Raw genomic sequence first — 25,605 nt, 5'->3', positions numbered from 1 at the left:
TTTGCTCGGCAGTCAGAACGCGATAGACGTCTGCACGTATACCGTACGCGGCTCGCCGACATACTTGCCCTTGTTGTTGTCGTCGAACGAACGGGTGAAGTACTGGGTGTTGAAGATGTTCTTCACTCCGACGGCCACGTTCAAGTCCGATAGTTGCGGGCCGAAGTCATACGCCGCGCGGCTGCTGAACAGCATGTAGCCGGGGATGCGACCGGTGGCACCGTTGGCGCTTTCGGCCTCGGTGTTGGCGTTGTCGGCGAACTGGCTGCTCTGGAAGCTGCTGTCCAGGTTGAGCTTCCAGCGGCCTTCGGTGTAGCCCACGCCGAGGGTGCCTTTGTGCTTGGACGAGAAGGGCACGCGGTTGCCTTTGTTCGGGCCGTCTTCGCGGATGGTGGCGTCGACATAGGCATAGGTGGCGTACACATCAAACCCCGCCAACGCCGGGCTCAGGCCGTCGAGTGCATAGTTGACGCTGGTCTCGATGCCCTGGTGGCGGGTTTCGCCACGGGCGATCACCGAGTCATCGGTCTGGTTGCTTTCATACTGGTTGTCGAAGTTGATCAGGAACGCGCCGATCTCTACACGCAAGGTGCCGTCGTCGTAGCGGGTCCCGAGTTCCCAGGTGCGGGCCTTTTCCGGTTGCACTTCGCCCTTGGGCACGCGCTTGGCCATCTGGCTGTATTGCACGCTGCCGAACGAACCTTCAGTGTTGGCGTAGAGGTTCCAGCTGTCGGTGAGGTGATAGAGCACGTTCAACGCCGGCAGTGCGGTGTTGTAGTCACCTTTGTAGTTCAGGTTGTTGATGTGGTCGGTCTGCTCGGACTTGATCATTTCGTAGCGCACGCCCGGGGTGATGGTCCACTTGCCGATATCAATCCGGTCATCGAGGAACAGTGCATTGGCCTCGGTGCTGCCGCGGGTGTCGCGGTCGTTGCGGCTGTCGGTGGTGGGGATCTGCTGGTTGGCGGCGATCGGTGTGCGGTAGCGCAGTTCGTGGCCGGCTTCGTTGATGTAGCGGTAGCCGATGCCCACTTCGTGGCTGGTCGGGCCGAGGTCGAAGCCTTGGGCGAAGCGCGTTTCGAGGCCGCGCACCCAGTATTCGCGTGGCGACAGCGAGAGGAAGTTGCCCTGGTCCAGGTAGCCGTTGCGCAAGGTGGTGGTGAAGAAAGTGTTGGCGGTGAATTCGCGGCGATCTTCCTGGTAGCGGTAGCCGGCGTTGAACATGGTGCGCCGGCCCCAGAACTTGTCGTAGGGACGGGTGGATTGGTATGGGTCGGCCTTGTAGTCCTTGACGTTCAACCCCCCAGGCATATCGGCCTGGCCTTCGTAGTATTGCGCCATGGCGTTGAAGCTGTTGGCGTCGTCGAGCTGGTATTTGCCTTTGAGAATCAGGTCATCAATGCGCGTATTGCTGTTTTCGCGCCAGTCGCCGCCACGGGTCCCGGAGTAGAGGATCGCGCCGCCGAGGCCGTTGTCGGCGGTGCCGCCGGCGAGCAAATTGCCGGTGGTCTTGAACCCGTCGTGGCTGGAGGACGGGCTGGTTTCAGTCTGCAGGCCGCCTTTGACGGTTGGCGCGTCGGGAATCGCGCGGGTCACGAAGTTGACCACGCCGCCGACGTTCTGCGGGCCATAGCGCACAGCGCCGCCGCCGCGCACCACGTCCACCGCGTCCATGTTGCCCATGCTGATCGGTGCAAACGACAGTTGCGGCTGGCCATACGGCGCGAATGGCACCGGGATGCCGTCCATCAGCACGGTCGAACGTGAGGCCAGGCGCGGGTTGAGGCCACGAATGCCGAAGTTCAGCGCCATGTCATGGCTGCCGGTGCCGTTGTTTTCCGGAGCGTTGACGCCGGGAATACGGTTGAGCACATCACGGGCCTGGGTCGCGCCCTGGCGTTCGAATTCTTCGCGACGGATCACGTCGCGGGCGCCGGGGTGTTCGAATACGTTGGTCTGCGCCGCATCGCCGAGCCAGTCGCCCACCACGCTGGAGGTGCCCAGTTCAATGCTGGCCGGGGCGTTGGCCGGTTGCAGGCTGTAGGCATTGTCGCCTTCGGCACGCGCTTGCAGGCCGGTGCCTTCGAGGAGTTTCTGCAGGCCATCAGCGGCGCCGTAATTGCCCGACAACCCACGACTCTGCATGCCCGCGGTGACTTCGGAACCGAAGGAAATCAGCACGCCGGCTTCGCGACCAAACTGGTTCAGTGCCGCTTCCAGCGACGCTGGGGCGATGTGGTAGGGCTTGGCGTCAGCGGCCATTACCGGTGGCAGCACGGTCAGGCCGAGGCTGGCGCCGAGCAGGAGTTGGCGCAGGGTGCGGGCGAGAAGGGTGGGTTGCTGGGGCATGAAGAGCGGTCCTGAGAAGGAAGGATCAAGGTGGCTTTCCTTCTCTGTCACGCCAGGTGTGGAAAACGGCTCACTGGGATTGAAAATAATTTCAGGCGCGTGCCTGCACGGTCACCCAATAGCGGGTAAAGCGCCGCACTTTCACCGGCAGGCTGATTTCGAGCAGGTCGAGAATGCGCTCGCTGTCGTCCAGCGGGTAGCTGCCGGAAATCAGCAAATTGGCGACTTGCGGGTCACAGTTGACCTGGCCACGGCGGTAGCGGCCCAGTTCGGCGAGGAAGTCCTCCAGGCGCATGTGCGCGGCCATCAGCATGCCATCGGCCCAGGCACCGCTGTTGGCGTCGGTGGCGCGCGGGGTGTCCCAACCCTTGCGGGTAAAGTTGACCTGGCGTGCGGCCTCGACTGTCAGCGGCAGGCCGCTGTAGTGGTTGGGCATCACCTCGACGCGCCCGCTGAAGACCGCCACTTGGGTGTGGTCGTTGAACTGGCGCACATTCAGGCGCGCTGCCTGGCTGCTGAGCACGCCCTGGCCGGTCAGCACGTGCAGCGGTGTCGCGCCGGCGATGCCCGTCAGCAGGATCTCGCCTTCGAGCAGGCGGATCAGCCGTTGCTGGCCATCGAAATGTACATCCACCGCGCTGCCGGTATTGAGCTGCAACTGGCTGCCATCGGCCAATTGCACCTTGCGCCGCTGGCCGACGGGGCTGCGGTAATCGGCCGTCAGCGGTGGCAGGATATGTTGCTGGCGCAGACTCCAGGCCGCCGCCGAACCGGCCCCCAGGATCAACAGCAACTTCAGTGCCTGGCGCCGGCTGGTGGACGTTGGCGCGTTCAACGCCGCGTGCGCCAATGGCGAGGGCATGCCGCGCAGGCGCTGGTTGACGCGCTGGATATGGTCCCACGCGCGCTGGTGTTCGCTGTGGGCATTCAGCCAATGCTGCCAGGCCGCCTGCTGGCGCGGGTTGAGTGCGCCTTGCTGCATTTCCATCAGCCAGTGCACGGCTTGTTCGGCAACCTGGGTCGAGAAGTTCATAGGGCGAAGTAGCAGCGCATCGCTGCTTTATTCAGGTGGCGCTTGACGGTGGCGATGGAGATGCCCAGCTCCGCGCCGATTTGTGCGTAGGTGAGGCCGTCGAGCTGCGCCAGCAGGAATGCACGCTTGACCTGCACGGGCAGGCCGTCGAGCAACTGGTCCAGTTCAATCAGGGTCTGCAGGATGATCGCGCGTTCTTCTTCCGACGGCGCCACGTGCTCAGGCATTTGCGCCAAAGCATCGAGGTAGGCGCGCTCGAGGTCCTGGCGGCGGTAGAAATTGAACAGCACGCGCTTGGCGACGGTGGTGAGGAATGCGCGCGGTTCGATCAGCGTGGGGGCTTCCCGGGCGGTCAGCACGCGGATGAACGTGTCGTGTGCCAGGTCGGCGGCGCTTTCCGGGCAGCCGAGCTTGCGTCGCAACCAGCCGGTGAGCCAGTGGTGATGGTCGTGGTACAACACTTCGACGGTGTGGGACGGGCTCAACGAAGACACTCCACAAGCACCCATGCACGTTAGAGAACAAGAATTGTTCGCATTGTAGGGCGCAAGAACGGCTTCGGCAATCGGCCTGGGCAGGTGATTCATCCGTTCTGTTTTGCTTATGAGAATATTTATCATTAATATTGCGCGCTGATGAACCTGGCGCCTCCCGCATGAAAAGCAAAACCTCGCTGCCTGTCTCTTATCGTCTTGCCGTGACCTCGCGCGTGCTGGCTGCCGTGGTCGGCGGCTACCTGATGGCTTCGCTCGCCAGTATCTGCCTGGCGCTTTGGATGCCCACCAGCCGCGCCGATGCGGTGATCACCGGGATGATGAGTTCATTTGTGTTCTATCTGCTGGCGGTGCTCTGGTGTTTCGCCTGTCGCAGTGCCGCGCGCGCCTGGTTCGGCGTGATGTTGCCGAGTGCGGCGTTTGCCACCCTGGCGGGTGTGGGGTTCTGGATGACACGCACATGAAAGAGGGATTTCGCCAGGCCATGGCCTGGCTGCACACCTGGGCCGGATTGATCTTTGGCTGGCTGCTGTTCGCGATTTTCCTGACCGGCACCCTGTCGTATTTCAAGGATGAGATCAGCCACTGGATGCAGCCTGAAGTGCAGGCCCATCCGCTGGACGATGCGCGCAGCCTGAGCGTCGCGCAAACCTACCTGCAGCAGGTGGCGCCGTCCGCCGCGCGCTGGTTCATCACCTTGCCCGACAGCCGTGACCCCGGCCTGTCGGTGATGTGGCAAGACAAGGTCGACCCCGGAAAGCGTGGCAACTTCATCCAGAAAACCCTCGACCCGGTCAGCGGCCAGGCGGTGCAGGCCCGCGAAAGCATGGGCGGCGAGTTCTTCTATCGTTTCCATTTCCAGCTGCAGATGCCTCATCCCTGGGGACGCTGGTTGTCGACGATTGCCGCGATGGTGATGTTTGTCGCGTTGATCACCGGCATCATCACCCACAAGAAAATCTTCAAGGACTTCTTCACCTTCCGCCCCCGCAAAGGCCAGCGCTCCTGGCTCGACGGGCACAATGCGGTCGGGGTGCTGGTGCTGCCGTTCCACTTGATGATCACCTACAGCAGCCTGGTGATTTTCATGAGCCTGGTCATGCCGGCGCCGATCCTGGCCTCCTATGGCAATGACACCCGTGCCTTTTTCAATGAGGTGTTCCCGGCCTCCAACAATGCGCCCGCGCTGGGCCAGCCGGCCGAACTGCTGCCGCTGGTGCCGATGTACGAGCAAGCGCGGGCGCAGTGGGCGGGCGGTCATGTCGGGCGGTTGGCGGTGAATAACCCCGGTGATGTCAACGCATCGGTGAATGTGTTCCGCGCCGGCTCCGACCGCGTGGTCCATGATTTCGGCAGCACCGTGTCGTTCAACGGCAGCACCGGCGAGCTGCTGCGGGTGAGCGGCGAGCAGTCGCTGCCGGCGGTGATCGGCGGCAGTTTCTACGGTTTGCACATGGGCCATTTCGCCGGCCCGGTGCTGCGCTGGTTGTACTTTATCTGCGGCCTGGCGGGCACGGCGATGATCGGCACGGGGCTGGTGATCTGGCTGGGCAAGCGCCAGCTCAAGCATGCAAAGGCCTCGGTCATGCCGTTTGAGTTGCGCCTGGTCGAAGTGCTGAACATGGCCAGCATGTCCGGGCTGATGATCGCGATCGCGGCGTTTTTCTGGGCCAATCGCCTGTTGCCGGTGAGCTTCGCCGAACGCTCCGACTGGGAAGTACAAACCTTCTTCATCGCCTGGGGATTGAGTCTGTTGCACGCGATCCTGCGTCGCGGCCGCCAGGGTTGGGTCGAGCAGTTGAGTGTTGGCGCGCTGCTGTTTGTTGCCATCCCTGTGCTCAACGCACTGACCACGTCCAGCCACCTGGGTGTGTCCCTGGTCACCGGCGACTGGGCCATGGCCGGTTTCGACCTGACTTGCCTGGCCAGCGGCGCGTTCCTGAGCTGGGCTGCCTGGAAGATGCAACACCGCACCGCGCCCGTGGCCAAGGCCGAACGTGCGCGCCCGATGACCCTCAAGCGCGAGGCGAACTGATGCTGCTCGCCCTGTTGATGTGCTACGCCGGTTTCACTGCCTTGTGCCTGTCCACCGACCGTCATCATGGCGAATTGCTCCACAGCAAGCCTTCGGCGCGTCGGCGTATGGGGCTGCGGGTGATCGGCTGGTTGCTGTTGAGTGTGTCGATCTGGCCGGCCGTGAGCATCGCCGGTTGGGGCCAGGGCCTGGTGGAGTGGTGCGCCGTGTTGATGCTCAGCGCACTGCTGCTGGTGCTGTTGTTGCCGTATCGGCCAAGGCTGGCCTTGATCCTGGCGGGCGTCGGACTGCTGGCCAGCCCCGTCGCGGCCTTCGCCACCCTCTGAGCCCCAGCCATGATGATCAGCACGCCGCCCGAATCCCCGGACAGCCAGCACGCTGAAGCGGCGGGCGGGCGTGCGCATTTTCTGCAAGTGTTCCTGTCCCAGCGTTCGCAGATGGAAGCCCTGGTCAGCCGCCGCGTCGGTTGCCGTGCGACGGCGGCAGACCTGGTGCAGGACTTGTTCCTGCGTTTCTGGCGCCGGCCGCTGGTGCAGGTCGAAGAACTCAGCACCTACCTGTTGCGCTGCGCTGGCAACATCGCCATCGACCACTTGCGCAGCGAAGGCGCGCGGGTGCGCAGCAGCGAGGGCTGGTTGCCCGAACAGCAGGATAACCAGGGCTGCGAGCCCCAGGCTGCACTGGAAGCGGGCAATGACCTGCGCCATGTCGAGGCCGCGCTGCGCAGCTTGCCGGAGCGCACCCGACAGATCTTCCTGCTCAACCGCATCCATGGCCGCAAATACGCACAGATCGCCAAGGCGATGGGCTTGTCCCAAAGTGCCGTGGAAAAACATATGATGCGTGCCCTCGAAGCCTGCAAGGCCAGCCTTCGCGAACCCTCACCCCCACGCACGCCAGGGAAAGCACCGTGAACGCCAGCCCCACGCCCGACCAGGAACAGGCCGCTCTCGCCTGGCTGAGCCTGCTGCATGATCAACCCAGCAGCGGCGACCAGGCCACGTTCAGCCGCTGGTTGCGCGCCGACCCCGCGCACGTCGAGGCCTATTCCCAGGCCCAGGTCCTGTGGGAACTGAGCGAAGTGCCAGCGCGCAAGCTGGCGGACGAAGACGCCCTGGCGCTGCAGGGCTACCTGAATGCGATGAACACTCCGACGCGTTCGCGAGTGCTGCGCTGGTCCGGCGCCATGGCCATGGCCGCGTGCTTGCTGGTGATGGTGTCGATGGGCGCTGGCTGGCAGCCTTCGCGCTGGGTCGATGACTTCGGCGCCGACTACGTGACCGCGCCAGGCGAGGTGAAGACCATCACCCTGGCCGATCAATCCCAGGTAACCCTGGATGCCGACAGCGCCATCGCCGTGGATTTCAGCCACGGCGAGCGGCATATCCAGCTACGTCGAGGCGCAGGATTTTTCCGCGTGGCCCACACCGGCCAGTCGTTTGTCGTGGGGGCGGGCAGTGGCGAGGCGCGGGTGTTGGGCACGCAGTTTGAAGTGCGCCTGCAACCGGCGGGGGCCCAGGTGACGGTGTTGTCGGGGCGGGTTGGGGTGACGCCGTCGAAGCAGGGCCAGCAGCAAATACTCACGGCAGGCCAGCAAGTGGCCTACGTCGATGGCATCGCAGAGCCCCTGCATGCGGTCGACAGCGAGTCACGCCTGGCGTGGCGCGACGGCTGGCTCAACTATTACAAGGCGCCGCTGGCGGACGTGCTCAAGGATCTGGGCCGCTACTACCCTGGCCGCATCCTGTTGCTCAACGAAGAGATGGGCGCCAAGCGCGTCAGCGGCAGCTTCCCGAGCAAGGACCCGCAAGCCGTATTGAATGCCTTGCAGGCGGTGCTGGGGTTTGAACAACACCAGCTGCTGGGCCGGATGATCGTGGTGCGCTGATTACTGAGTCAGCGCCGCCATGATTTTCTCGGGGCTGTATTCGCGGATCAGCGTGCCGTTCACCGCCACAAACGGAATTCCGCCGCCGCCCAGCGCCTCATACGCCTTGCGGGCTTGGGCGTCCTTTTCGATATCAAACGCCTGGTAGGGAATGGCTTTCTGGTCGAGGAAGCGGCGAATCTGCTTGCAGTAGCCGCACCACTCGGTGGTGTAGAGCACCACCTGCGCTGACTCACGCAGGTGTTCGGGCGCCACCTGCGAAGGGTTGAACACCCGCTCGATCTTGCCCCAGTTCTGGATCACCACGACCACCAGCAACACCAGCAGGACTTTCTTGAAAACCCCGCCGAGCATCAGTTACGGCGCTTGAGCTGATCGGTCAATTGCGTTGGCAGGCCCTTGATGATCAAGGTGCCAGCGGCTTCGTCGTACTCGATCTTGTCGCCCAGCAGGTGCGCTTCAAAGCTGATGGACAGGCCCTCGGCGCGTCCGGTGAAACGGCGGAACTGGTTGAGAGTGCGCTTATCCGCCGGGATTTCCGGCGACAGGCCGTAGTCCTTGTTGCGGATGTGGTCGTAGAACGCCTTTGGCCGATCTTCATCGATCAAACCCGATAATTCTTCAAGGCCCATCGGCTCGCCGAGCTTGGCCTGGCTGCTGGCGTAATCGACCAGGGTCTTGGTTTTCTCGCGGGCGGACTCGTCCGGCAAGTCTTCGCTTTCGACGAAGTCGCTGAAGGCCTTGAGCAGGGTGCGCGTCTCGCCCGGGCCGTCGACACCTTCCTGGCAGCCGATGAAGTCGCGGAAGTACTCCGAGACCTTCTTGCCGTTCTTGCCTTTGATAAACGAGATGTACTGCTTGGACTGCTTGTTGTTCTGCCACTCGGAGACGTTGATGCGCGCCGCCAGGTGCAACTGGCCCAGGTCGAGGTGGCGCGAGGGGGTCACGTCCAGCTCGTCGGTCACCGCCACGCCTTCACTGTGGTGCAGCAGGGCGATGGCCAGGTAATCGGTCATGCCTTGCTGGTAGTGGGCAAACAGCACGTGGCCGCCGGTGGACAGGTTGGACTCCTCCATCAGCTTTTGCAGGTGCTCGACAGCGGTGCGGCTGAAGGTGGTGAAATCCTGGCCACCGTCGAAATATTCCTTCAACCAGCCGCTGAACGGGTGCGCGCCGGACTCGGCATGGAAGAAACCCCAGGCCTTGCCTTGTTTGGCGTTGTAGCTCTCGTTGAGGTCGGCAAGCATGTTCTCGATGGCGGCCGACTCGGCGAGTTCGGAGTCGCGGGCGTGGAGAACTGCGGGTGTGCCGTCGGGTTTTTTGTCGATCAGGTGGACGATGCAATGACGGATCGGCATAGGCTTCTCGGCTGGTTGAGCGGGGAGCGGTTGGCCTCCCCGAAAAGTCGCCCAGTGTACCGCACCCATTGGCCAAGACACCTGTCGAAGGGCATTTTGCAGGCTCTCCGACGGGGCATATGCCTTTTTTTCACGGTTTAGAGCGATAAAGCTGACCAAATGGGTAGGTAGAAGCGGATATTTCCCCGTCTCTGTGCTAGTTTTGCCCCGTCTTACGCCAAGTCTCGGCGATAAGCGTGCATTCAGCATCTGTCAGGTCGAACCAATCCCCGTTTCAAGCATCTATAACCCCGATCTCCGTGGTTATAGCCGGGGGTGCCAGGCCATGACGGCCAGGCTCGACGGCTGACACTGCACTCTGCAATCCATATGAATTTGATAGGGAAGGAACACCACAATGGCTATTACTAAAGACCAACTGATCGCTGACCTGGCTGAAGCAGTAGACGCACCGAAAACTACCGTGCGCGCTCTGCTGGACCAACTGAGCCAAGTTGTTGCTGACCAGCTGGAAAACGGCGGCGAAATCACTCTGCCAGGCGTTGGCAAACTGAAAGTGACCGAGCGTCCTGCCCGTACTGGCCGTAACCCTTCGACTGGCGCTGCCATCGAAATCGCTGCCAAGAAAGTTATCAAGCTGGTTGTGGCCAAAGGCCTGACCGACGCTGTTAACAAGTAAGACGCAGCAAAAAAAACCGTGCTCCGGAGCGATCCGGGCACGGTTTTTTGTTGCCTGCGATTTGTTGCCGGTCCTAGCGAACCCAGCGCTGGCGCCAGATTTGCTGTTCGTTCTTGGTCTGGAAAGTCCAGGCCACGAAGCGGCTTTGCTTCTGCCCCTGGGACATTTCCACCACCTGGCTTTCCAGCACGCCAGCCTTTTTCAGGGCTGTCTCGATCGCGGGCAAGTTCGACGCTTTTGACACAAGTGTGCTGAACCACAACACCTTGTGGGCAAAATGCGCACTCTCGGCAATCAGCTGCGTCACAAACCGCGCCTCGCCGCCTTCACACCACAACTCGGCCGATTGGCCGCCGAAGTTCAGTACCGGCAACTTGCGCTTGGGGTCCGCCTTGCCCAGGGCGCGCCACTTGCGCTCGCTGCCCTTGGTGGCTTCGTCCATGGACGCGTGGAACGGCGGGTTGCACATGGTCAGGTCAAAGCGCTCACCCGGCTCCAGCAGGTTCAGCAGGATCTGCTTGGGGTTGGTTTGCTGGCGCAGCTGGATGACCTTGCTCAGGTCGTTGGACTGCACGATGGCCTTGGCGGCGGCCACGGCGGTAGGGTCGACCTCCGAACCGAGGAAGTTCCAGCGGTACTCCATGTAGCCAATCAGCGGGTAGACGCAGTTGGCGCCCATGCCGATGTCCAGCACCTTGACGATCGAACCGCGCGGGATCTTGCCGTCATTGCCGCTGGCCAGCAGGTCGGCGAGGAAGTGCACGTAGTCGGCACGCCCCGGCACCGGTGGGCACAGGTAATCGGCCGGGATGTCCCAGTGCTGGATGCCATAGAAGCTTTTCAGCAGCGCGCGGTTGAACACTCGCACCGCGTCCGGGCTGGCGAAGTCGATACTTTCCTTGCCGTACGGGTTGATGATCACGAATTGCGCCAGTTCCGGCGTGGTCTTGATCAGCGCCGGGAAGTCGTAGCGGCCTGTGTGGCGGTTGCGCGGGTGCAGGGTGGCCTCTTTGCGCGGTACCACGGGCTTGGCCGGGGTGGCGGTTTTAGGCTTCTTGCGCGGAGGTTTTGGCGTGCTGGGGGCGGTCATGTTGATTCTGGTGTTGGCTCAAAGTGGTGGGCATTGTCACACATCCTGAGGCCAACTCGTTCAAATCTGGGAGCTGGCTTGCCTGCGATGCTGGCGACTCGGTCCATCCGCCATACCCAGGTGATGCTATCGCCGGCAAGCCAGCGCCTACATTGATTGGGTTTTCAAGGCAAAAAAAAGGGACCCGAAGGTCCCTTTTTTCACACGGTTCGCACCCTTACAGGCTGGAAATCCGCGCATGTTGCTCCGCCAGCTTGCCCAGGGCTTGTTCAGCCTCGGCCAGCTTGGCGCGTTCCTTCTCGATCACTTCGGCCGGCGCCTTGTCGACGAATGCCGCGTTGGACAGCTTGCCGCCCACCCGCTGCACTTCGCCTTGCAGGCGCAGGATTTCCTTGTCGAGACGTGCGAGTTCCGCACCTTTGTCGATCAGGCCGGCCATCGGCACCAGCACTTCCATGTCGCCCACCAGCGCGGTGGCGGACAGTGGTGCTTCGGCGCCGTCGGCCAACACAGTGATCGACTCCAGCTTCGCCAGCTTCTTGAGCAGGGCGTCGTTCTCGGTGAGACGACGCTGGTCTTCGGCGCTGGCGTTCTTGACGAACACGGCCAGTGGCTTGCCCGGCCCGATGTTCATTTCGGCGCGGATGTTGCGCGTGCCGAGCATCAGGGTCTTGAGCCACTCGATGTCGCTTTCGGCGGCTTCATCGATGCGTGCTTCATTGGCCACCGGCCAAGGCTGCAGCATGATGGTCTTGCCGTCGATACCGGCCAGCGGCGCGATGCGCTGCCAGATTTCTTCGGTGATGAACGGCATGAACGGGTGCGCCAGGCGCAGCGCCACTTCCAATACGCGTACCAGGGTGCGACGGGTGCCGCGCTGGCGTTCGACCGGCGCGTTTTCGTCCCACAGCACTGGCTTGGACAGTTCCAGGTACCAGTCGCAATACTGGTTCCAGATGAACTCGTACAAGGCTTGTGCGGCCAGGTCGAAACGGAACTGGTCGAGTTGGCGGGTCACTTCGGCTTCAGTGCGCTGCAGCTGCGAGATGATCCAGCGGTCAGCCAGGCTCAGCTCATAGGCTTCGCCGTTCTGGCCACAGTCTTCGCCCTTGTCCAGCACGTAGCGCGCGGCGTTCCAGATCTTGTTGCAGAAGTTGCGATAGCCTTCGACGCGGCCCATGTCGAACTTGATGTCGCGACCGGTGGACGCCAGCGAGCAGAAGGTGAAGCGCAGGGCATCGGTGCCGTAGCTGGCGATGCCGTCGGCGAATTCGTCGCGGGTCTGCTTCTCGATCTTCTTCGCCAGTTTCGGCTGCATCAGGCCCGAGGTGCGTTTCTGCACCAGGGTTTCCAGGTCGATGCCGTCGATGATGTCCAGCGGGTCCAGGACGTTGCCCTTGGACTTGGACATCTTCTGGCCCTGGCCATCACGCACCAGGCCGTGCACGTACACAGTCTTGAACGGTACCTGCGGCGTGCCGTCCTCGTTCTTCACCAGGTGCATGGTGAGCATGATCATCCGGGCAACCCAGAAGAAAATGATGTCGAAGCCGGTGACCAGCACGTCGGTGGAATGGAATTTCTTCAGGAATTCGGTCTGCTGCGGCCAGCCCAGGGTCGAGAAGGTCCACAGGCCCGAGCTGAACCAGGTGTCCAGCACGTCGTTGTCCTGTTGCAGCGCAACGTCAGCCCCCAGGTTGTGCTTGGCACGCACTTCGGCTTCGTCGCGGCCGACATACACCTTGCCCGACTCGTCGTACCAGGCCGGGATGCGGTGGCCCCACCACAGCTGACGGCTGATGCACCAATCCTGGATGTCGCGCATCCACGAGAAGTACATGTTTTCGTACTGCTTGGGCACGAACTGGATACGGCCGTCTTCCACGGCAGCAATGGCCGGCTCAGCCAACGGCTTGGTCGACACGTACCACTGGTCGGTCAGCCACGGCTCGATCACGGTACCGGAGCGGTCGCCTTTCGGGACTTTCAGGCCGTGGTCGTCAACGCTGACCAGCAGGCCGGCGGCGTCAAAGGCCGCAACGATCTGCTTGCGTGCTTCAAAGCGGTCGAGGCCGGCGTATTCGGCCGGGATCTTGCCGTCGATGCTGTCGTTCAGCGTGCCGTCGAGGTTGAACACCTGGCAGGCCGGCAGGACAGCGGCGTTCTTGTCGAAGATGTTCAGCAGCGGCAGGTTGTGACGCTTGCCGACTTCGTAGTCGTTGAAGTCGTGGGCCGGGGTGATTTTCACGCAGCCGGTGCCGAATTCGGGGTCGCAGTAATCATCCTCGATGATCGGGATGCGGCGGCCGACCAGCGGCAGCTCGACGAACTTGCCGATCAGTGCCTGGTAGCGCTCATCGTTCGGGTTAACGGCCACGGCGGCGTCGCCGAGCATGGTTTCCGGACGGGTGGTGGCGACGATCAGGTAGTCGTTGCCTTCGGCGGTCTTGGCGCCATCGGCCAGCGGGTACTTGAGGTTCCACAGGAAGCCTTTCTCGTCGTGGTTTTCCACTTCGAGGTCGGAAATCGCCGTGTGCAACTTGGTGTCCCAGTTGACCAGGCGCTTGCCGCGGTAGATCAGGCCGTCTTCATGCAGGCGCACGAAGGCTTCTTTCACGGCTTCCGACAGGCCGTCATCCATGGTGAAGCGCTCACGGCTCCAGTCGACGGACGAACCCAGGCGACGGATCTGACGGCTGATGTTGCCGCCGGACTGGTCTTTCCATTCCCAGATCTTCTCGAGGAATTTCTCGCGACCGAGGTCGTGACGGTTCTGGCCGGTGGCTTCGAGTTGGCGTTCCACCAACATCTGGGTGGCGATGCCGGCGTGGTCGGTGCCGGGCTGCCACAGGGTGTTGCGGCCCTGCATGCGGCGGAAACGGATCAACGCATCCATGATCGCATTGTTGAAGCCATGGCCCATGTGCAGGCTGCCAGTGACGTTCGGTGGCGGAATCATGATGGTGTAGGAATCGCCCGCGCCTTGCGGAGCGAAATAATTCTCGGACTCCCAGGTCTGGTACCAGGAAGTTTCAATAGCGTGCGGTTGGTAGGTCTTATCCATGCGCGGCGGGACCCTAGTTGGCATCAATTCAGGAAAGCCGACAAGTATAGCGGGGGGGAGCAGCTGCAAGCTACACGCGACAAGCTGCAAGTTGATCGCGGTGCTCTGACTTGCAGCTGGAGGCTTGAAGCTAGTTGCTTGTGGCCGCGGCGATCAGCCGCTCCATGCGCGCATCCAGCCGGCGCTTGATCTCGGTCTCGATATGCGGGGCAAAGTCGTCGATCACGTCTTGCATGATCAATTGCGCGGCGGCGCGCAGTTCGTTGTCCAGGTGCAGCAACAAGGCGTCCGGGGACTTCTCGGCGACAGGCTCTGCAACGGGGGCGGCTGGCGCGACAGGCGCCGCAACCGGCTCAGGTGCGGCGGGTTTGCCACCGACCATGTCGAACAACAGCGGAATCTGTACCTCGCCATTGACCGATTCGGTCAGCAGCGGCGGTTGCAAGTCATCATCACCCAGCAACTGACGGATCGACTCGAGGTCGTCCAGCAGGTGGTCGTCTTTTTTTATAGGGTTTGGAGTGTCCATCATGTGCTCAAAGTCGTTGTAGCCGGTGATCTTGCAAAGGATAGCCCTGTTCGCGGTAGAAGCGGAAACTCTCCCGCGCGGCCTGACGAATAGCCGGATCTTCGACCACCACTTCCGCCACGCGGGCGAATGCCTTGGCAAAGGGCGGTACTTTCAGGTCCAGGTTGACCAGCAGGTCATGGTGATCGCCACAGCTGTCGCCCAGGCCCAGGACGATCAGGCCTTCGGGTTCGGATTCGGCGGGGCCGTGGGGCACGAAGCTTTCACCCTTGAAGCGCCAGAGGCGGGCGTCGAGTTCATCGCGTTGGATCGCGTCGCTGCAATGCAGGTAGATGCGGTGGCCCATGCGCCAGGCTTTTTCGGTGAGTTTGCAGGCAAAGTCCAGGCGCGCGGAGGGATCGGCGCTGGGCAATATATAGAAGTCGACTTGGGTCATTACAGTTCCTGGGCATGCGCATACCCCTTGCAGGAGCCGGCTTGCCGGCGATGAGGCCCTTGAGTCTGGTGGCGATTTCAAGGCAGCCATCGCCGGCAAGCCGGCTCCTGCGCAGGGGTTGCGTTTAGGCCTTGGCGCGATCCAGCAGGTACTGGGTCAGCAGGGGCACCGGACGGCCGGTGGCGCCCTTGTCCTTGCCGCCGCTGGTCCAGGCGGTGCCGGCGATGTCCAGGTGTGCCCAGTTGAAGTTCTTGGCGAAGCGCGACAGGAAGCAGGCCGCGGTGATGGTGCCGGCTTTCGGGCCGCCGATGTTGGCGATGTCGGCGAACGGGCTGTCCAGTTGCTCCTGGTACTCATCGAACAGCGGCAATTGCCAGGCACGGTCGTCGGCAGCCTTGCCGGCGCTGAGCAGTTGCTCGATCAGCTCGTCGTTGTTGCCCAGCAGGCCCGAAGTGTGGGCGCCAAGGGCAACCACGCAGGCGCCGGTCAGGGTCGCGATGTCGATCACGGCCTGTGGCTTGAAGCGCTCGGCGTAGGTCAGTGCGTCGCACAGCACCAGGCGGCCTTCGGCGTCGGTGTTGAGGATTTCGACGGTCTGGCCGCTCAGGGTGGTGACGATGTCGCCCGGACGGGTCGCGCCGCCGCTCGGCATGTTCTCGGCGCAGGCCAGGATGCACACCAGGTTGATCGGCAGCTTCAGCTCGAGCACGGCGCGCAGGGTGCCGAACACGCTGGCGGCGCCGCCCATGTCGTACTTCATCTCGTCCATGCCCAGGCCCGGCTTGAGGCTGATGCCGCCGGTGTCGAAGGTGATGCCTTTACCCACCAGGGTGTAAGGCTTCTCGGACTTCTTGCCGCCGTTGTATTGCATCACGATCAGGCGTGGCGGCTGGTCGCTGCCCTGGCCCACGGCATAGAACGAGCCCATGCCCAGTTCCTTGATCTTTTTCTCGTCCAGCACTTCGACCTTGAGGCCCTTGAACTCTTTGCCCAGCGCCTTGGCCTGTTCGCCCAGGTAGGTCGGGTGGCAGATGTTCGGCGGCAGGTTGCCCAGGTCGCGGGTGAACGACATGCCGTTGGCGATGGCCTGGGCATGGGTCACGGCGCGCTCGACTTCAGCCTGGGCAGCCTTGATGGTCAGCAGGGTGATTTTCTTCAGGGCGCGCGGTTCGGCTTTCTGGCTCTTGAACTGGTCGAAAATGTAACCGCCGTCGACAAGAGTCTCGGCCAGCAGGCGGGTCTTGCCGTAGCTGTCACGGCCCTTGACGACGATTTCGTCGAGTGCCAGTGCCGCGTCGCTGCCGCCCAGGCCCTTGAGGGTGCTGAGGATGCTGCTGATGATCTTGCGGAATGGACGGTCGCCGAGCTCGGCGTCCTTGCCCACGCCCACCAGCAATACGCGGTCGGCCTTGAGGTTGGGCAGGCTTTGCAGCAGCAGGCTCTGGCCGACTTTGCCGGCCAGGTCGCCGCGCTTGAGCACGGCGCTGATCGCACCGCCGCTGAGTTCGTCGAGTTGCTTGGCGGCGACGCCGAGCTTGCGGCCTTCGCCGATGGCGACCACGAGGGTGGCGGTTTTCAACGTTTCGGGGCTAACGCTTTTTACAACCAATTCCATTTTCGGGTCCCTTATAAAGGTCTGAGAGCCGTGCGTCTGTACGCCGGCTTTAAGGCTGGGCAGCGGTGTAAGCCGCCCGCGACAAAGGCCGCAGTTTGAACCTCGCCGGCGGAGCCTGACAACCCTTGCCACGTGCTTTGTGCATGCGCATGAGGTTGCGCAGTGACAGGCGCGGTCAATCACAGGATAATGCGCCATCTTTTTAGCCGGCCCGCTGTAAACGGGCTGACTCGGTATGCTGCTTGTTTGGCCGCCTTAGCCTGACAACCCTGGAGTGTCTGGTTTGATCGTCTTCCGTTATCTGTCCCGCGAAGTCCTGTTGACCCTGAGTGCCGTGAGTGCGGTGTTGCTGGTCATCATCATGAGTGGTCGTTTCGTCAAATACCTGGCCCAGGCTGCCTCCGGCGCCCTGGACCCAGGCTCGCTGTTCCTGATCATGGGCTTTCGCCTGCCGGGGTTCCTGCAGCTGATCCTGCCGTTGGGCCTGTTCCTCGGGATCCTGCTGGCCTACGGCCGCCTGTACCTTGAAAGCGAAATGACCGTGCTCTCGGCCACCGGCATGAGCCAGCAGCGCCTGTTGGGCATGACCATGATCCCGGCCGCCGGCGTCGCGCTGATCGTGGCCTGGTTGAGCCTGAGCCTGGCCCCGCAAGGCGCCATGCAGTTCCAGCTGGTGCTGAACAAGCAGGACGCGATGACCGAGTTCGACACCCTCGAACCCGGCCGTTTCCAGGCCCTGAACGACGGTTCACGGGTGACCTACACCGAAACCCTGACCGACGACCGCGCCAACCTGGGCGGTGTCTTCATCTCTGAAAAACGCTTGGGCCAGGACAAGAAAGACCGCGGCATTTCCGTGCTGGTAGCCGATTCCGGCCGCCAGGAAGTCCGTCCGGACGGCAGCCGCTACCTGATCCTGGAAAATGGCTATCGCTACGATGGCAGCCCGGGCATGGCGGATTATCGTGCGATCAAGTACGACACCTATGGCGTGATGCTGGCTCGTCCGGACATCAGCGACGAAGTCACTGACCGCGATGCCATCCCCACCACCGACCTGTTCGGCAGCAAGGAGCTGCGCTCGATCGCCGAGCTGCAATGGCGGATTTCCCTGCCGCTGCTGGTGTTCATCGTGACCTTGATGGCCGTGCCGCTGTCGCGCGTCAACCCGCGCCAGGGCCGTTTCCTCAAGCTGTTGCCCGCGATCCTGCTGTACATGGCTTACCTGACCATCCTGATTTCCGCCCGTGGCTCCCTGGAGAAAGGCAAGCTGTCGCCGACCCTGGGCCTGTGGTGGGTGCACGGTATCTTCCTGGTGATCGGCCTGGGGCTGCTGTATTGGGAACCTATACGCTTGAAAATGATGAGCCGTCGTGGCCAGAAGGAGTTGGCTCGTGGCTAAGCTCGATCGCTACATTGGTAGCAGCGTACTGATCGCCATCCTGGCGGTATTGGGCATCATCCTGGGCCTGGCCTCGTTGTTCGCCTTCATCGATGAAGTCGGCAACGTCAGCGACACCTATACCGTGTGGGACGTGCTGAGCTACGTCGCCCTCACCGCACCGCGTCGTCTCTACGACATGATGCCGATGGCCGCGCTGATCGGCTGCCTGATCGGCCTGGGCAGCCTGGCCAGCAACAGCGAACTGACCATCATGCGGGCCGCCGGGGTGTCCATCGGCCGTATCGTCTGGGCGGTGATGAAGCCCATGCTGCTGCTGATGCTGTGCAGCGTGCTGATCGGCGAATACGTCGCGCCACCGGCTGAAACCACGGCCCAGGCCAACCGCGCCCTGGCCCAGGGCTCAGGCGATGCGCAAAGCTCCAAGCATGGCCTGTGGCACCGCCAGGGTGATGAGTTCATCCACATCAACGCCGTGCAGCCGGGCGGCCTGTTGATCGGGGTCACGCGCTACACGTTCGACAAGGAACGTCACTTGCTGGCGTCCAGCTTCGCCAAACGTGCGCAGTACGGCGATGAAAAGTGGCAACTGAGCGACGTCACCACGACTTATTTCCGCAATATCGGCCAAGGCACCAAGGCCAGCACCGAAGTGATCAATGTGCCAAGCGAGGAGTGGGATATCGCCCTCAAGCCGCAATTGCTCAACACCGTGGTGATGGTCCCCGAAAGCCTGCCGATCTCCGGCCTGTGGGGTTACATCCACTATCTCAAGGACCAGGGCCTGAACAACGGCCGCTACTGGCTGGCGTTTTGGGTCAAGGTGTTGCAGCCGGTGGTTACCGCCGCGCTGGTACTGATGGCGATTTCGTTCATCTTCGGCCCGCTGCGTTCGGTCACCCTCGGCCAGCGCGTGTTTACCGGCGTGCTGGTCGGCTTCACCTTCCGGATTGCCCAGGACCTGCTGGGCCCGTCGAGCCTGGTGTTCGGGTTCTCGCCGTTGTTTGCGGTGCTGGTGCCGACCGGTATCTGCGCCCTGGCGGGGTTCTGGCTGTTGCGCCGCGCCGGTTGATGCTGCGCTTATGAACAAAAAATGCCCCGCTCGCGAGATCGGGGCATTTTTGTTCTGGTCAGCAAAGATGACGCCTGGCCTGAGCATCAGGTACAATTCCCGGCTATTTTTCAGCGGGCAATCTGCCTGCAGCCTTTTTGAGTGTTGATCCGTGAGTGATTTGAGTCATATCCGCAATTTCTCCATCATCGCCCACATTGACCATGGCAAGTCGACGCTGGCCGATCGATTCATCCAGATGTGCGGCGGCCTTGCCGAGCGTGAAATGGAAGCCCAGGTCCTGGACTCCATGGACCTCGAACGCGAGCGCGGGATCACCATCAAGGCCCACAGCGTTACTCTGTATTACAAGGCCAAAGACGGCATCACCTACCAGCTGAACTTCATTGACACCCCGGGCCACGTCGACTTCACCTATGAAGTCAGCCGTTCCCTGGCGGCCTGTGAAGGTGCCTTGCTGGTGGTTGACGCCGGCCAGGGCGTTGAAGCGCAGTCGGTTGCCAACTGCTACACCGCGATCGAGCAGGGCCTGGAAGTCATGCCCGTGCTGAACAAGATCGACCTGCCACAGGCCGAGCCCGAGCGCGTCAAGGAAGAGATCGAGAAGATCATCGGCATCGACGCCACCGACGCCGTCACCTGCAGCGCCAAGACCGGCCTGGGTGTCGACGAAGTGCTCGAGCGCCTGGTGCAGACCATTCCTGCGCCGACCGGCAACTACGAAGATCCGCTGCAAGCGTTGATCATCGACTCCTGGTTCGACAACTACCTGGGCGTTGTGTCCCTGGTCCGCGTGCGCCATGGCCGCGTGAAGAAGGGCGACAAGATCCTGGTCAAGTCCACCGGCAAGATCCACCTGGTGGACAGCGTGGGTGTGTTCAACCCCAAGCACACTGCGACCGTTGATCTGAAAGCCGGTGAAGTGGGCTTCATCATCGCCGGTATCAAGGACATCCACGGCGCGCCGGTAGGTGACACGCTGACGCTCAGCTCGACGCCGGACGTCGATGTGCTGCCGGGCTTCAAGCGCATTCAGCCACAGGTCTACGCCGGTCTGTTCCCGGTCAGCTCCGATGACTTCGAGGATTTCCGCGAAGCCCTGCAGAAGCTGACCCTCAACGACTCGTCGTTGCAGTACACCCCGGAAAGCTCCGACGCCCTGGGCTTCGGCTTCCGCTGCGGGTTCCTGGGCATGCTGCACATGGAAATCATCCAGGAGCGCCTCGAGCGCGAATACGACCTGGACCTGATCACCACCGCACCGACGGTTATTTTTGAGCTGTTGCTGAAAACCGGTGAAACGATTTACGTCGACAACCCGTCCAAGCTCCCGGATCTGTCGGCAATCGAAGACATGCGCGAGCCTATCGTGCGGGCCAATATCCTGGTTCCGCAGGAGCACCTGGGCAACGTCATCACCCTGTGTATCGAAAAGCGTGGCGTACAACGCGACATGCTGTTCCTCGGTACCCAGGTGCAAGTGACCTACGACATGCCGATGAACGAAGTGGTCCTGGACTTCTTCGACCGCCTCAAATCCACCAGTCGCGGCTACGCTTCGCTGGACTACCATTTCGATCGTTACCAATCGGCTAATCTGGTGAAACTGGATGTGTTGATCAACGGCGACAAGGTAGATGCCCTTGCACTGATCGTGCACAAGGACAACGCGCACTACAAAGGTCGCCAGTTGACCGAGAAGATGAAAGAACTGATTCCGCGCCAGATGTTCGACGTCGCGATCCAGGCCGCCATCGGCGGGCAGATCATTGCGCGGACCTCCGTCAAGGCTCTCAGAAAGAACGTACTGGCCAAATGCTACGGCGGTGACGTAAGCCGTAAGCGCAAGCTGCTTGAGAAGCAAAAGGCCGGTAAAAAACGCATGAAGCAAGTAGGTAACGTGGAAGTTCCACAAGAAGCCTTCCTTGCGGTGCTCAGGTTGGATAGTTAGGTCCTATGTCGCTAAATTTCCCGCTGTTGCTGGTCATCGCCGTTGCCGTTTGCGGTCTCTTGGCGTTGCTCGATCTGGTGTTCTTCGCCCCGCGTCGGCGGGCGGCTATCGCGTCCTATCAGGGCAGCGTCAGCCAGCCCGATGGCGTGGTTATCGAGAAGCTGAACAAAGAGCCTTTGCTGGTTGAATACGGCAAGTCGTTCTTCCCGGTGTTGTTCATCGTGCTGGTGCTGCGTTCGTTCCTGGTGGAACCGTTTCAGATCCCTTCGGGGTCGATGAAACCCACCCTGGATGTCGGCGACTTCATCCTGGTGAACAAGTTTTCCTACGGGATCCGCCTGCCGGTGATCGACAAGAAGGTCATCGAGATCGGTGACCCGCAGCGCGGCGACGTGATGGTGTTCCGCTATCCGAGCGATCCGAACGTCAACTACATCAAGCGTGTAGTGGGCCTGCCGGGCGACGTGATTCGCTACACCAGCGACAAGCGCCTGCTCATCAACGGCGAATCGGTGGCCGAGAAGTTGATCGGTTCCGAACCGAACAGCCTGGGCAGCGCTGAGCTGTACGAAGAAAAACTCGGTGCGGTAGAGCACGAAATCCGCAAGGAAATGAGCCGCTACCGTGCCCAGCCTGATGGTGAGTGGAAAGTGCCGGCCGGGCACTATTTCATGATGGGCGACAACCGTGACAACTCCAATGACAGCCGCTACTGGGATGATCCCACCATTCCCAAGGACCTGCTGGGCATGGTTCCCGACCAGAATATCGTCGGCAAGGCCTTCGCGGTCTGGATGAGCTGGCCGGAACCCAAGCTCAGCCACCTGCCGAACTTCTCGCGGGTCGGGCTGATCAAGTAATACAGGCGGCGCTGTGAACACAGCGCCGAATGCTTTTCTGGGGTTGGGACAAATCGGTCCCGCCTCATGCAGCACCAATCAGGATTTGAATTTGAACACTGCGTCAATCGTCGATGGCCGCCGGTGCCACCAAACAGATATGGGTAAACCGTGAGCGTTTCTTTAAGCCGTCTCGAGCGTCAGCTCGGCTACACCTTCAAGGACCAGGAATTGATGGTCCTTGCCCTTACACACCGCAGCTTTGCCGGGCGTAATAACGAACGCCTGGAATTCCTCGGTGATGCCATCCTCAATTTCGTCGCCGGTGAAGCCCTGTTCGAGCGCTTCCCACAAGCCCGTGAAGGCCAGCTGTCGCGCCTGCGTGCGCGCCTGGTGAAGGGCGAGACCCTGGCGGTGCTGGCTCGCGGCTTCGGCCTGGGCGAGTACCTGCGCCTGGGATCCGGCGAGTTGAAGAGTGGCGGTTTCCGGCGTGAATCGATCCTCGCCGATGCCCTCGAAGCGCTGATCGGCGCGATCTACCTCGATGCTGGCATGGAAGCGGCCAAGGAGCGCGTCACCGCGTGGCTGACCTCCGAGATCGAAAGCCTCACGCTCGTCGACACCAACAAAGATCCCAAGACCCGCCTGCAGGAATTCCTCCAGTCGCGCGGGTGCGAACTGCCACGCTACGAAGTGGTGGATATCCAGGGTGAACCGCATTGCCGCGTGTTCTTCGTGGAATGTGAAATCACCTTATTGAATGAAAAAAGCCGAGGTCAGGGTGTGAGCCGTCGTATTGCCGAACAGGTAGCGGCCGCTGCAGCACTGATTGCCCTGGGCGTGGAGAATGGCCATGACTGATTCAACCGCAACACGCTGTGGCTATGTTGCCATCGTCGGCCGCCCCAACGTGGGCAAGTCCACGCTGCTGAACCACATCCTCGGCCAGAAGCTCGCGATCACCTCGCGCAAGCCGCAGACCACCCGCCACAACATGCTGGGCATCAAGACCGAAGGCAACGTGCAAGCGGTCTACGTCGACACCCCGGGCATGCACAAAGGCGGCGAGAAAGCCCTCAACCGCTACATGAACAAGACCGCTTCGGCGGCGTTGAAAGACGTCGACGTGGTGATCTTCGTGGTCGACCGCACCAAGTGGACCGACGAAGACCAGATGGTCCTCGAGCGTGTGCAGTACGTCACCGGCCCGTTGATCGTCGCGCTGAACAAGACCGACCGCATCGAAGACAAAGCCGAGCTGATGCCGCACCTGAGCTGGCTGCAGGAACAACTGCCGAACGCGCAGATCATCCCGATCTCGGCCCAGCACGGGCACAACCTCGATGCCCTGGAACGCGTGATCGCCGAGCACCTGCCGGAGAACGAGCACTTCTTCCCGGAAGACCAGATCACCGACCGCAGCAGCCGTTTCCTCGCCGCCGAACTGGTGCGCGAGAAAATCATGCGCCAGATGGGCGCCGAGCTGCCGTACCAGATCACCGTCGAGATCGAAGAGTTCAAGCAGCAGGGCAAGACCCTGCATATCCATGCGCTGATCCTCGTCGAGCGTGACGGCCAGAAGAAAATCATCATTGGCGACAAGGGCGAGCGCATCAAGCGCATCGGCACTGAAGCGCGCAAGGACATGGAATTGCTGTTCGATTCCAAGATCATGCTCAACCTGTGGGTGAAGGTGAAGGGTGGCTGGTCCGATGACGAGCGCGCACTGCGTTCGCTGGGCTACGGCGACCTGTAAACGGCCTTCGGTAACGCCGCAAGTCAAAATGTGGGAGCGGGCTTGCTCGCGAATACGGTCTATCAGCGATGAATGTATCGACTGACACTCCGCCTTCGCGAGCAAGCCCGCTCCCACATTGGATAGTCGCAGTTTTCAAGACCGTGCTTGTCAGCGAGAACCCAATGTCCCAATCCCCACCTCCCAGTCAACTCGCCTACGTCCTGCACAGCCGCGCCTACCGCGAGACCAGTGCGCTGGTGGATTTCCTCACGCCCCAAGGTCGCCTGCGCGCAGTGTTGCGCAGCGCGCGGGGCAAGGCGGGTACATTGGCGCGGCCCTTCGTGGCGCTGGACGTGGAGTTTCGCGGCAAGGGCGAGCTGAAGAACGTCGGCCGCATGGAAAGCGTCGGCACCAGCGCCTGGCTCAATGGCGAGGCGCTGTTCAGCGGCCTCTACCTGAATGAACTGCTGATCCGCCTGCTGCCCGCTGAAGACCCGCACCCCGCGGTCTTCGATCACTACGCTGCCACCTTGCTCGCCCTCGCCGAAGGGCGCCCGCTGGAGCCGTTGTTGCGCGCTTTCGAGTGGCGCCTGCTGGATGACCTCGGCTACGGCTTCGAACTGGCCAACGACCTGCACGGCGACCCCATCGCCGCCGACGGCATGTACCGCCTCCAGGTCGATGCTGGCCTGGAGCGCGTGTACCTGCTGCAGCCGGGGCTGTTCCAGGGCACTGAGCTGCTGGCCATGAGCGAAGCCGACTGGACCGCCCCCGGCGCCTTGTCCGCCGCCAAGCGCCTGATGCGCCAGGCACTGGCCGTGCACTTGGGCGGACGGCCGCTGGTCAGTCGCGAGTTGTTTCGAAAGCCCTGACATCCCCGTGTATGCTGTGCACCGATTCTTTCCCTTTTCAGGAGCGCTTCCGTGACCACCAGCAATCGCATTCTTCTTGGCGTCAACATCGACCACGTCGCCACCCTGCGCCAGGCCCGGGGCACCCGTTACCCTGACCCGGTCAAGGCTGCGCTGGACGCCGAAGAAGCGGGCGCCGACGGCATCACCGTGCACCTGCGCGAAGACCGCCGCCACATCCAGGAGCGCGACGTGCTGCTGCTCAAGGACGTGCTGCAAACCCGCATGAACTTCGAAATGGGCGTCACCGAAGAGATGATGGCGTTCGCCGAGCGCATCCGTCCGGCGCACATCTGCCTGGTGCCCGAAACCCGCCAGGAACTAACCACCGAAGGCGGCCTTGACGTCGCCGGCCAGGAAGCGCGGATCAAGGCCGCGGTGGAGCGCCTGTCGAAGATCGGCAGCGAAGTCTCGCTGTTCATCGACGCCGATGAGCGTCAGATCGAAGCGTCGCGCCGCGTTGGCGCGCCGGCCATCGAGCTGCACACCGGCCGTTATGCCGATGCCACCACGCCGACCGAAGTCGCCGACGAACTGCAACGCATCATCGACGGGGTCAATTGCGGGTTGAATGAAGGCCTGATCGTCAACGCCGGCCATGGCCTGCACTACCACAACGTCGAGGCCGTGGCTGCGATCAAGGGCATCAACGAGCTGAACATCGGCCATGCGCTGGTGGCGCATGCGCTGTTTGTCGGCTTCAAAGGTGCCGTGGCCGAGATGAAGGCGCTGATTCTGGCAGCTGCCAAGGCCTGATACCGCAGCCCAAGCTCAGCCGTGCTTCCTGTGGTGAGCGGGCTTGCCCCGCGTTGGGCTGCGAAGCGGCCCTGAAACCTGCGATTCCGATCTCCCTGACACTCGGCGGCGATTGAACTGGGGCTGCTGCGCAGCCCAACGCGGGGCAAGCCCGCTCGCCACACAAGGCGTGTTCGGCCCGACAGGCTCCTTGTTACAAAAGGCGTGCTCGGGACGACAGGCTCCTTGTTACAAAAAGCCTGCTCGGCACGACAAGCTCTTTGTTACAAACAGCGCGCTCGCCACGCGACCCAATGAAATCAGCAACTGCGGCAATGCGAAGCCTTACTGTTTAGCCGATGCAGGTGTATCGTATCTGCCTTTTGC

General features: G+C 62.1%; 24 protein-coding genes. 14 read left to right on the top strand and 10 right to left on the bottom strand.

Translation table 11 applies throughout. The features are described from left to right. Positions 1-12 precede the first annotated feature (12 nt). The 3 genes from fecA to BBG20_RS21690 form a co-directional block, all read right to left on the bottom strand. The gene (fecA, locus tag BBG20_RS21700) at positions 13-2,349 is read right to left on the bottom strand and encodes a TonB-dependent Fe(3+) dicitrate receptor FecA (RefSeq protein WP_065906952.1); all 2,337 of its coding nucleotides are present in this window, start codon (positions 2,347-2,349) and stop codon (positions 13-15) included. A 91-nt stretch (positions 2,350-2,440) separates the two neighbouring features. Next, complete coding sequence (locus BBG20_RS21695) at positions 2,441-3,382, bottom strand: FecR domain-containing protein (protein ID WP_065906951.1); 942 nt, start codon at positions 3,380-3,382, stop codon at positions 2,441-2,443. Next, positions 3,379-3,867, bottom strand: coding sequence for a sigma-70 family RNA polymerase sigma factor (locus BBG20_RS21690; RefSeq protein WP_065906950.1), 489 nt, complete (start codon positions 3,865-3,867; stop codon positions 3,379-3,381). Before BBG20_RS21690 ends, BBG20_RS21695 begins: the two co-directional genes overlap by 4 nt. Before the next feature lie 170 nt (positions 3,868-4,037). Here BBG20_RS21690 and BBG20_RS21685 point away from each other — a divergent pair, with 170 nt between their 5' ends. The 5 genes from BBG20_RS21685 to BBG20_RS21665 are packed head-to-tail and all read left to right on the top strand — an operon-like array spanning position 4,038 to position 7,799. Continuing rightward, a complete protein-coding gene (locus BBG20_RS21685) occupies positions 4,038-4,340 on the top strand; it encodes a DUF3649 domain-containing protein (protein ID WP_065906949.1) in 303 nt (100 codons plus the stop codon). Beyond that, the gene (locus BBG20_RS21680; protein ID WP_065906948.1) at positions 4,337-5,911 is read left to right on the top strand and encodes a PepSY-associated TM helix domain-containing protein; all 1,575 of its coding nucleotides are present in this window, start codon (positions 4,337-4,339) and stop codon (positions 5,909-5,911) included. Before BBG20_RS21685 ends, BBG20_RS21680 begins: the two co-directional genes overlap by 4 nt. Continuing rightward, entirely contained in the window at positions 5,911-6,237 is a 327-nt protein-coding gene (locus tag BBG20_RS21675) for a DUF3325 domain-containing protein (RefSeq protein ID WP_065906947.1), read from the top strand. Before BBG20_RS21680 ends, BBG20_RS21675 begins: the two co-directional genes overlap by 1 nt. 9 nt (positions 6,238-6,246) lie before the next feature. Continuing rightward, positions 6,247-6,825 (top strand): RNA polymerase sigma factor, encoded by a 579-nt coding sequence (locus BBG20_RS21670; protein WP_065906946.1) that lies wholly within the window; start codon positions 6,247-6,249, stop codon positions 6,823-6,825. Further along, positions 6,822-7,799 (top strand): FecR family protein, encoded by a 978-nt coding sequence (locus tag BBG20_RS21665; protein ID WP_065906942.1) that lies wholly within the window; start codon positions 6,822-6,824, stop codon positions 7,797-7,799. The genes BBG20_RS21670 and BBG20_RS21665 overlap by 4 nt, the downstream gene beginning before the upstream one ends. Here the strand turns inward: BBG20_RS21665 and BBG20_RS21660 are convergent, their stop codons facing one another. Together BBG20_RS21660 and yejK are read right to left on the bottom strand one after the other, a co-directional pair. After that, positions 7,800-8,153, bottom strand: coding sequence for a glutaredoxin family protein (locus tag BBG20_RS21660; protein ID WP_065906939.1), 354 nt, complete (start codon positions 8,151-8,153; stop codon positions 7,800-7,802). Further along, positions 8,153-9,157, bottom strand: coding sequence for a nucleoid-associated protein YejK (gene yejK, locus BBG20_RS21655; RefSeq protein WP_010212893.1), 1,005 nt, complete (start codon positions 9,155-9,157; stop codon positions 8,153-8,155). The genes BBG20_RS21660 and yejK overlap by 1 nt, the downstream gene beginning before the upstream one ends. A gap of 397 nt (positions 9,158-9,554) precedes the next feature. Between yejK and BBG20_RS21650 the strand changes: the two genes are divergently transcribed. Then, entirely contained in the window at positions 9,555-9,836 is a 282-nt protein-coding gene (locus tag BBG20_RS21650) for an HU family DNA-binding protein (RefSeq protein ID WP_003188840.1), read from the top strand. 73 nt (positions 9,837-9,909) lie between these two features. On the opposite strand, the gene rlmF is transcribed toward BBG20_RS21650, so the two are convergent. The 5 genes from rlmF to BBG20_RS21625 all read right to left on the bottom strand — a co-directional run bounded on the left by rlmF (position 9,910) and on the right by BBG20_RS21625 (position 16,570). Beyond that, entirely contained in the window at positions 9,910-10,926 is a 1,017-nt protein-coding gene (gene rlmF, locus BBG20_RS21645; RefSeq protein ID WP_065906937.1) for a 23S rRNA (adenine(1618)-N(6))-methyltransferase RlmF, read from the bottom strand. Between the two features lie 217 nt (positions 10,927-11,143). Then, positions 11,144-13,990, bottom strand: coding sequence for a valine--tRNA ligase (locus BBG20_RS21640; RefSeq protein ID WP_065906935.1), 2,847 nt, complete (start codon positions 13,988-13,990; stop codon positions 11,144-11,146). A gap of 130 nt (positions 13,991-14,120) precedes the next feature. Next, positions 14,121-14,519, bottom strand: coding sequence for a DNA polymerase III subunit chi (locus tag BBG20_RS21635; protein ID WP_065906933.1), 399 nt, complete (start codon positions 14,517-14,519; stop codon positions 14,121-14,123). 7 nt (positions 14,520-14,526) lie between these two features. Beyond that, complete coding sequence (locus tag BBG20_RS21630) at positions 14,527-14,955, bottom strand: DNA polymerase III subunit chi (protein WP_065906932.1); 429 nt, start codon at positions 14,953-14,955, stop codon at positions 14,527-14,529. Between the two features lie 124 nt (positions 14,956-15,079). Continuing rightward, positions 15,080-16,570: a leucyl aminopeptidase gene (locus tag BBG20_RS21625; RefSeq protein ID WP_065906931.1), complete on the bottom strand. Its 1,491-nt coding sequence runs from the start codon at positions 16,568-16,570 to the stop codon at positions 15,080-15,082. Positions 16,571-16,853: 283 nt separating this feature from the next. Between BBG20_RS21625 and lptF the strand changes: the two genes are divergently transcribed. The 8 genes from lptF to pdxJ all read left to right on the top strand — a co-directional run bounded on the left by lptF (position 16,854) and on the right by pdxJ (position 25,239). Next, on the top strand, positions 16,854-17,972 hold the full coding sequence (gene lptF, locus BBG20_RS21620; RefSeq protein WP_016978267.1) for an LPS export ABC transporter permease LptF: 1,119 nt from the start codon (positions 16,854-16,856) through the stop codon (positions 17,970-17,972). After that, complete coding sequence (lptG, locus tag BBG20_RS21615) at positions 17,965-19,044, top strand: LPS export ABC transporter permease LptG (RefSeq protein WP_065906929.1); 1,080 nt, start codon at positions 17,965-17,967, stop codon at positions 19,042-19,044. The genes lptF and lptG overlap by 8 nt, the downstream gene beginning before the upstream one ends. 151 nt (positions 19,045-19,195) lie before the next feature. Then, the gene (gene lepA / locus BBG20_RS21610) at positions 19,196-20,995 is read left to right on the top strand and encodes a translation elongation factor 4 (RefSeq protein ID WP_028618986.1); all 1,800 of its coding nucleotides are present in this window, start codon (positions 19,196-19,198) and stop codon (positions 20,993-20,995) included. A gap of 5 nt (positions 20,996-21,000) precedes the next feature. Further along, the gene (lepB, locus tag BBG20_RS21605; RefSeq protein ID WP_065906928.1) at positions 21,001-21,855 is read left to right on the top strand and encodes a signal peptidase I; all 855 of its coding nucleotides are present in this window, start codon (positions 21,001-21,003) and stop codon (positions 21,853-21,855) included. A 150-nt stretch (positions 21,856-22,005) separates the two neighbouring features. Continuing rightward, positions 22,006-22,695: a ribonuclease III gene (gene rnc / locus BBG20_RS21600; RefSeq protein ID WP_016978270.1), complete on the top strand. Its 690-nt coding sequence runs from the start codon at positions 22,006-22,008 to the stop codon at positions 22,693-22,695. Continuing rightward, complete coding sequence (gene era / locus BBG20_RS21595) at positions 22,688-23,590, top strand: GTPase Era (RefSeq protein ID WP_016978271.1); 903 nt, start codon at positions 22,688-22,690, stop codon at positions 23,588-23,590. The genes rnc and era overlap by 8 nt, the downstream gene beginning before the upstream one ends. A gap of 164 nt (positions 23,591-23,754) precedes the next feature. Continuing rightward, positions 23,755-24,444: a DNA repair protein RecO gene (gene recO / locus BBG20_RS21590; protein ID WP_016978272.1), complete on the top strand. Its 690-nt coding sequence runs from the start codon at positions 23,755-23,757 to the stop codon at positions 24,442-24,444. Between the two features lie 51 nt (positions 24,445-24,495). After that, positions 24,496-25,239, top strand: coding sequence for a pyridoxine 5'-phosphate synthase (gene pdxJ / locus BBG20_RS21585; RefSeq protein WP_065906925.1), 744 nt, complete (start codon positions 24,496-24,498; stop codon positions 25,237-25,239). Positions 25,240-25,605 lie beyond the last annotated feature (366 nt).

It is taken from the genome of Pseudomonas aylmerensis (genome assembly GCF_001702265.1).
GTDB lineage: Bacteria > Pseudomonadota > Gammaproteobacteria > Pseudomonadales > Pseudomonadaceae > Aquipseudomonas > Aquipseudomonas aylmerensis.
This window is presented reverse-complemented; position numbering and strand designations above follow the sequence as displayed.

What these genes read in the sequence shown, in the direction of transcription:
- era (WP_016978271.1), top strand. Translation starts at nt 22,688, where the DNA reads ATGACTGATTCAACCGCAACACGCTGTGGCTATGTTGCCATCGTCGGC.
- yejK (WP_010212893.1), bottom strand. Translation starts at nt 9,157, where the DNA reads ATGCCGATCCGTCATTGCATCGTCCACCTGATCGACAAAAAACCCGAC.
- BBG20_RS21685 (WP_065906949.1), top strand. Translation starts at nt 4,038, where the DNA reads ATGAAAAGCAAAACCTCGCTGCCTGTCTCTTATCGTCTTGCCGTGACC.
- fecA (WP_065906952.1), bottom strand. Translation starts at nt 2,349, where the DNA reads ATGCCCCAGCAACCCACCCTTCTCGCCCGCACCCTGCGCCAACTCCTG.
- BBG20_RS21675 (WP_065906947.1), top strand. Translation starts at nt 5,911, where the DNA reads ATGCTGCTCGCCCTGTTGATGTGCTACGCCGGTTTCACTGCCTTGTGC.
- BBG20_RS21630 (WP_065906932.1), bottom strand. Translation starts at nt 14,955, where the DNA reads ATGACCCAAGTCGACTTCTATATATTGCCCAGCGCCGATCCCTCCGCG.
- rlmF (WP_065906937.1), bottom strand. Translation starts at nt 10,926, where the DNA reads ATGACCGCCCCCAGCACGCCAAAACCTCCGCGCAAGAAGCCTAAAACC.
- recO (WP_016978272.1), top strand. Translation starts at nt 23,755, where the DNA reads ATGTCCCAATCCCCACCTCCCAGTCAACTCGCCTACGTCCTGCACAGC.
- BBG20_RS21650 (WP_003188840.1), top strand. Translation starts at nt 9,555, where the DNA reads ATGGCTATTACTAAAGACCAACTGATCGCTGACCTGGCTGAAGCAGTA.
- BBG20_RS21660 (WP_065906939.1), bottom strand. Translation starts at nt 8,153, where the DNA reads ATGCTCGGCGGGGTTTTCAAGAAAGTCCTGCTGGTGTTGCTGGTGGTC.
- BBG20_RS21640 (WP_065906935.1), bottom strand. Translation starts at nt 13,990, where the DNA reads ATGGATAAGACCTACCAACCGCACGCTATTGAAACTTCCTGGTACCAG.
- BBG20_RS21670 (WP_065906946.1), top strand. Translation starts at nt 6,247, where the DNA reads ATGATGATCAGCACGCCGCCCGAATCCCCGGACAGCCAGCACGCTGAA.
- BBG20_RS21695 (WP_065906951.1), bottom strand. Translation starts at nt 3,382, where the DNA reads ATGAACTTCTCGACCCAGGTTGCCGAACAAGCCGTGCACTGGCTGATG.
- lepB (WP_065906928.1), top strand. Translation starts at nt 21,001, where the DNA reads ATGTCGCTAAATTTCCCGCTGTTGCTGGTCATCGCCGTTGCCGTTTGC.
- BBG20_RS21680 (WP_065906948.1), top strand. Translation starts at nt 4,337, where the DNA reads ATGAAAGAGGGATTTCGCCAGGCCATGGCCTGGCTGCACACCTGGGCC.
- BBG20_RS21635 (WP_065906933.1), bottom strand. Translation starts at nt 14,519, where the DNA reads ATGGACACTCCAAACCCTATAAAAAAAGACGACCACCTGCTGGACGAC.
- BBG20_RS21625 (WP_065906931.1), bottom strand. Translation starts at nt 16,570, where the DNA reads ATGGAATTGGTTGTAAAAAGCGTTAGCCCCGAAACGTTGAAAACCGCC.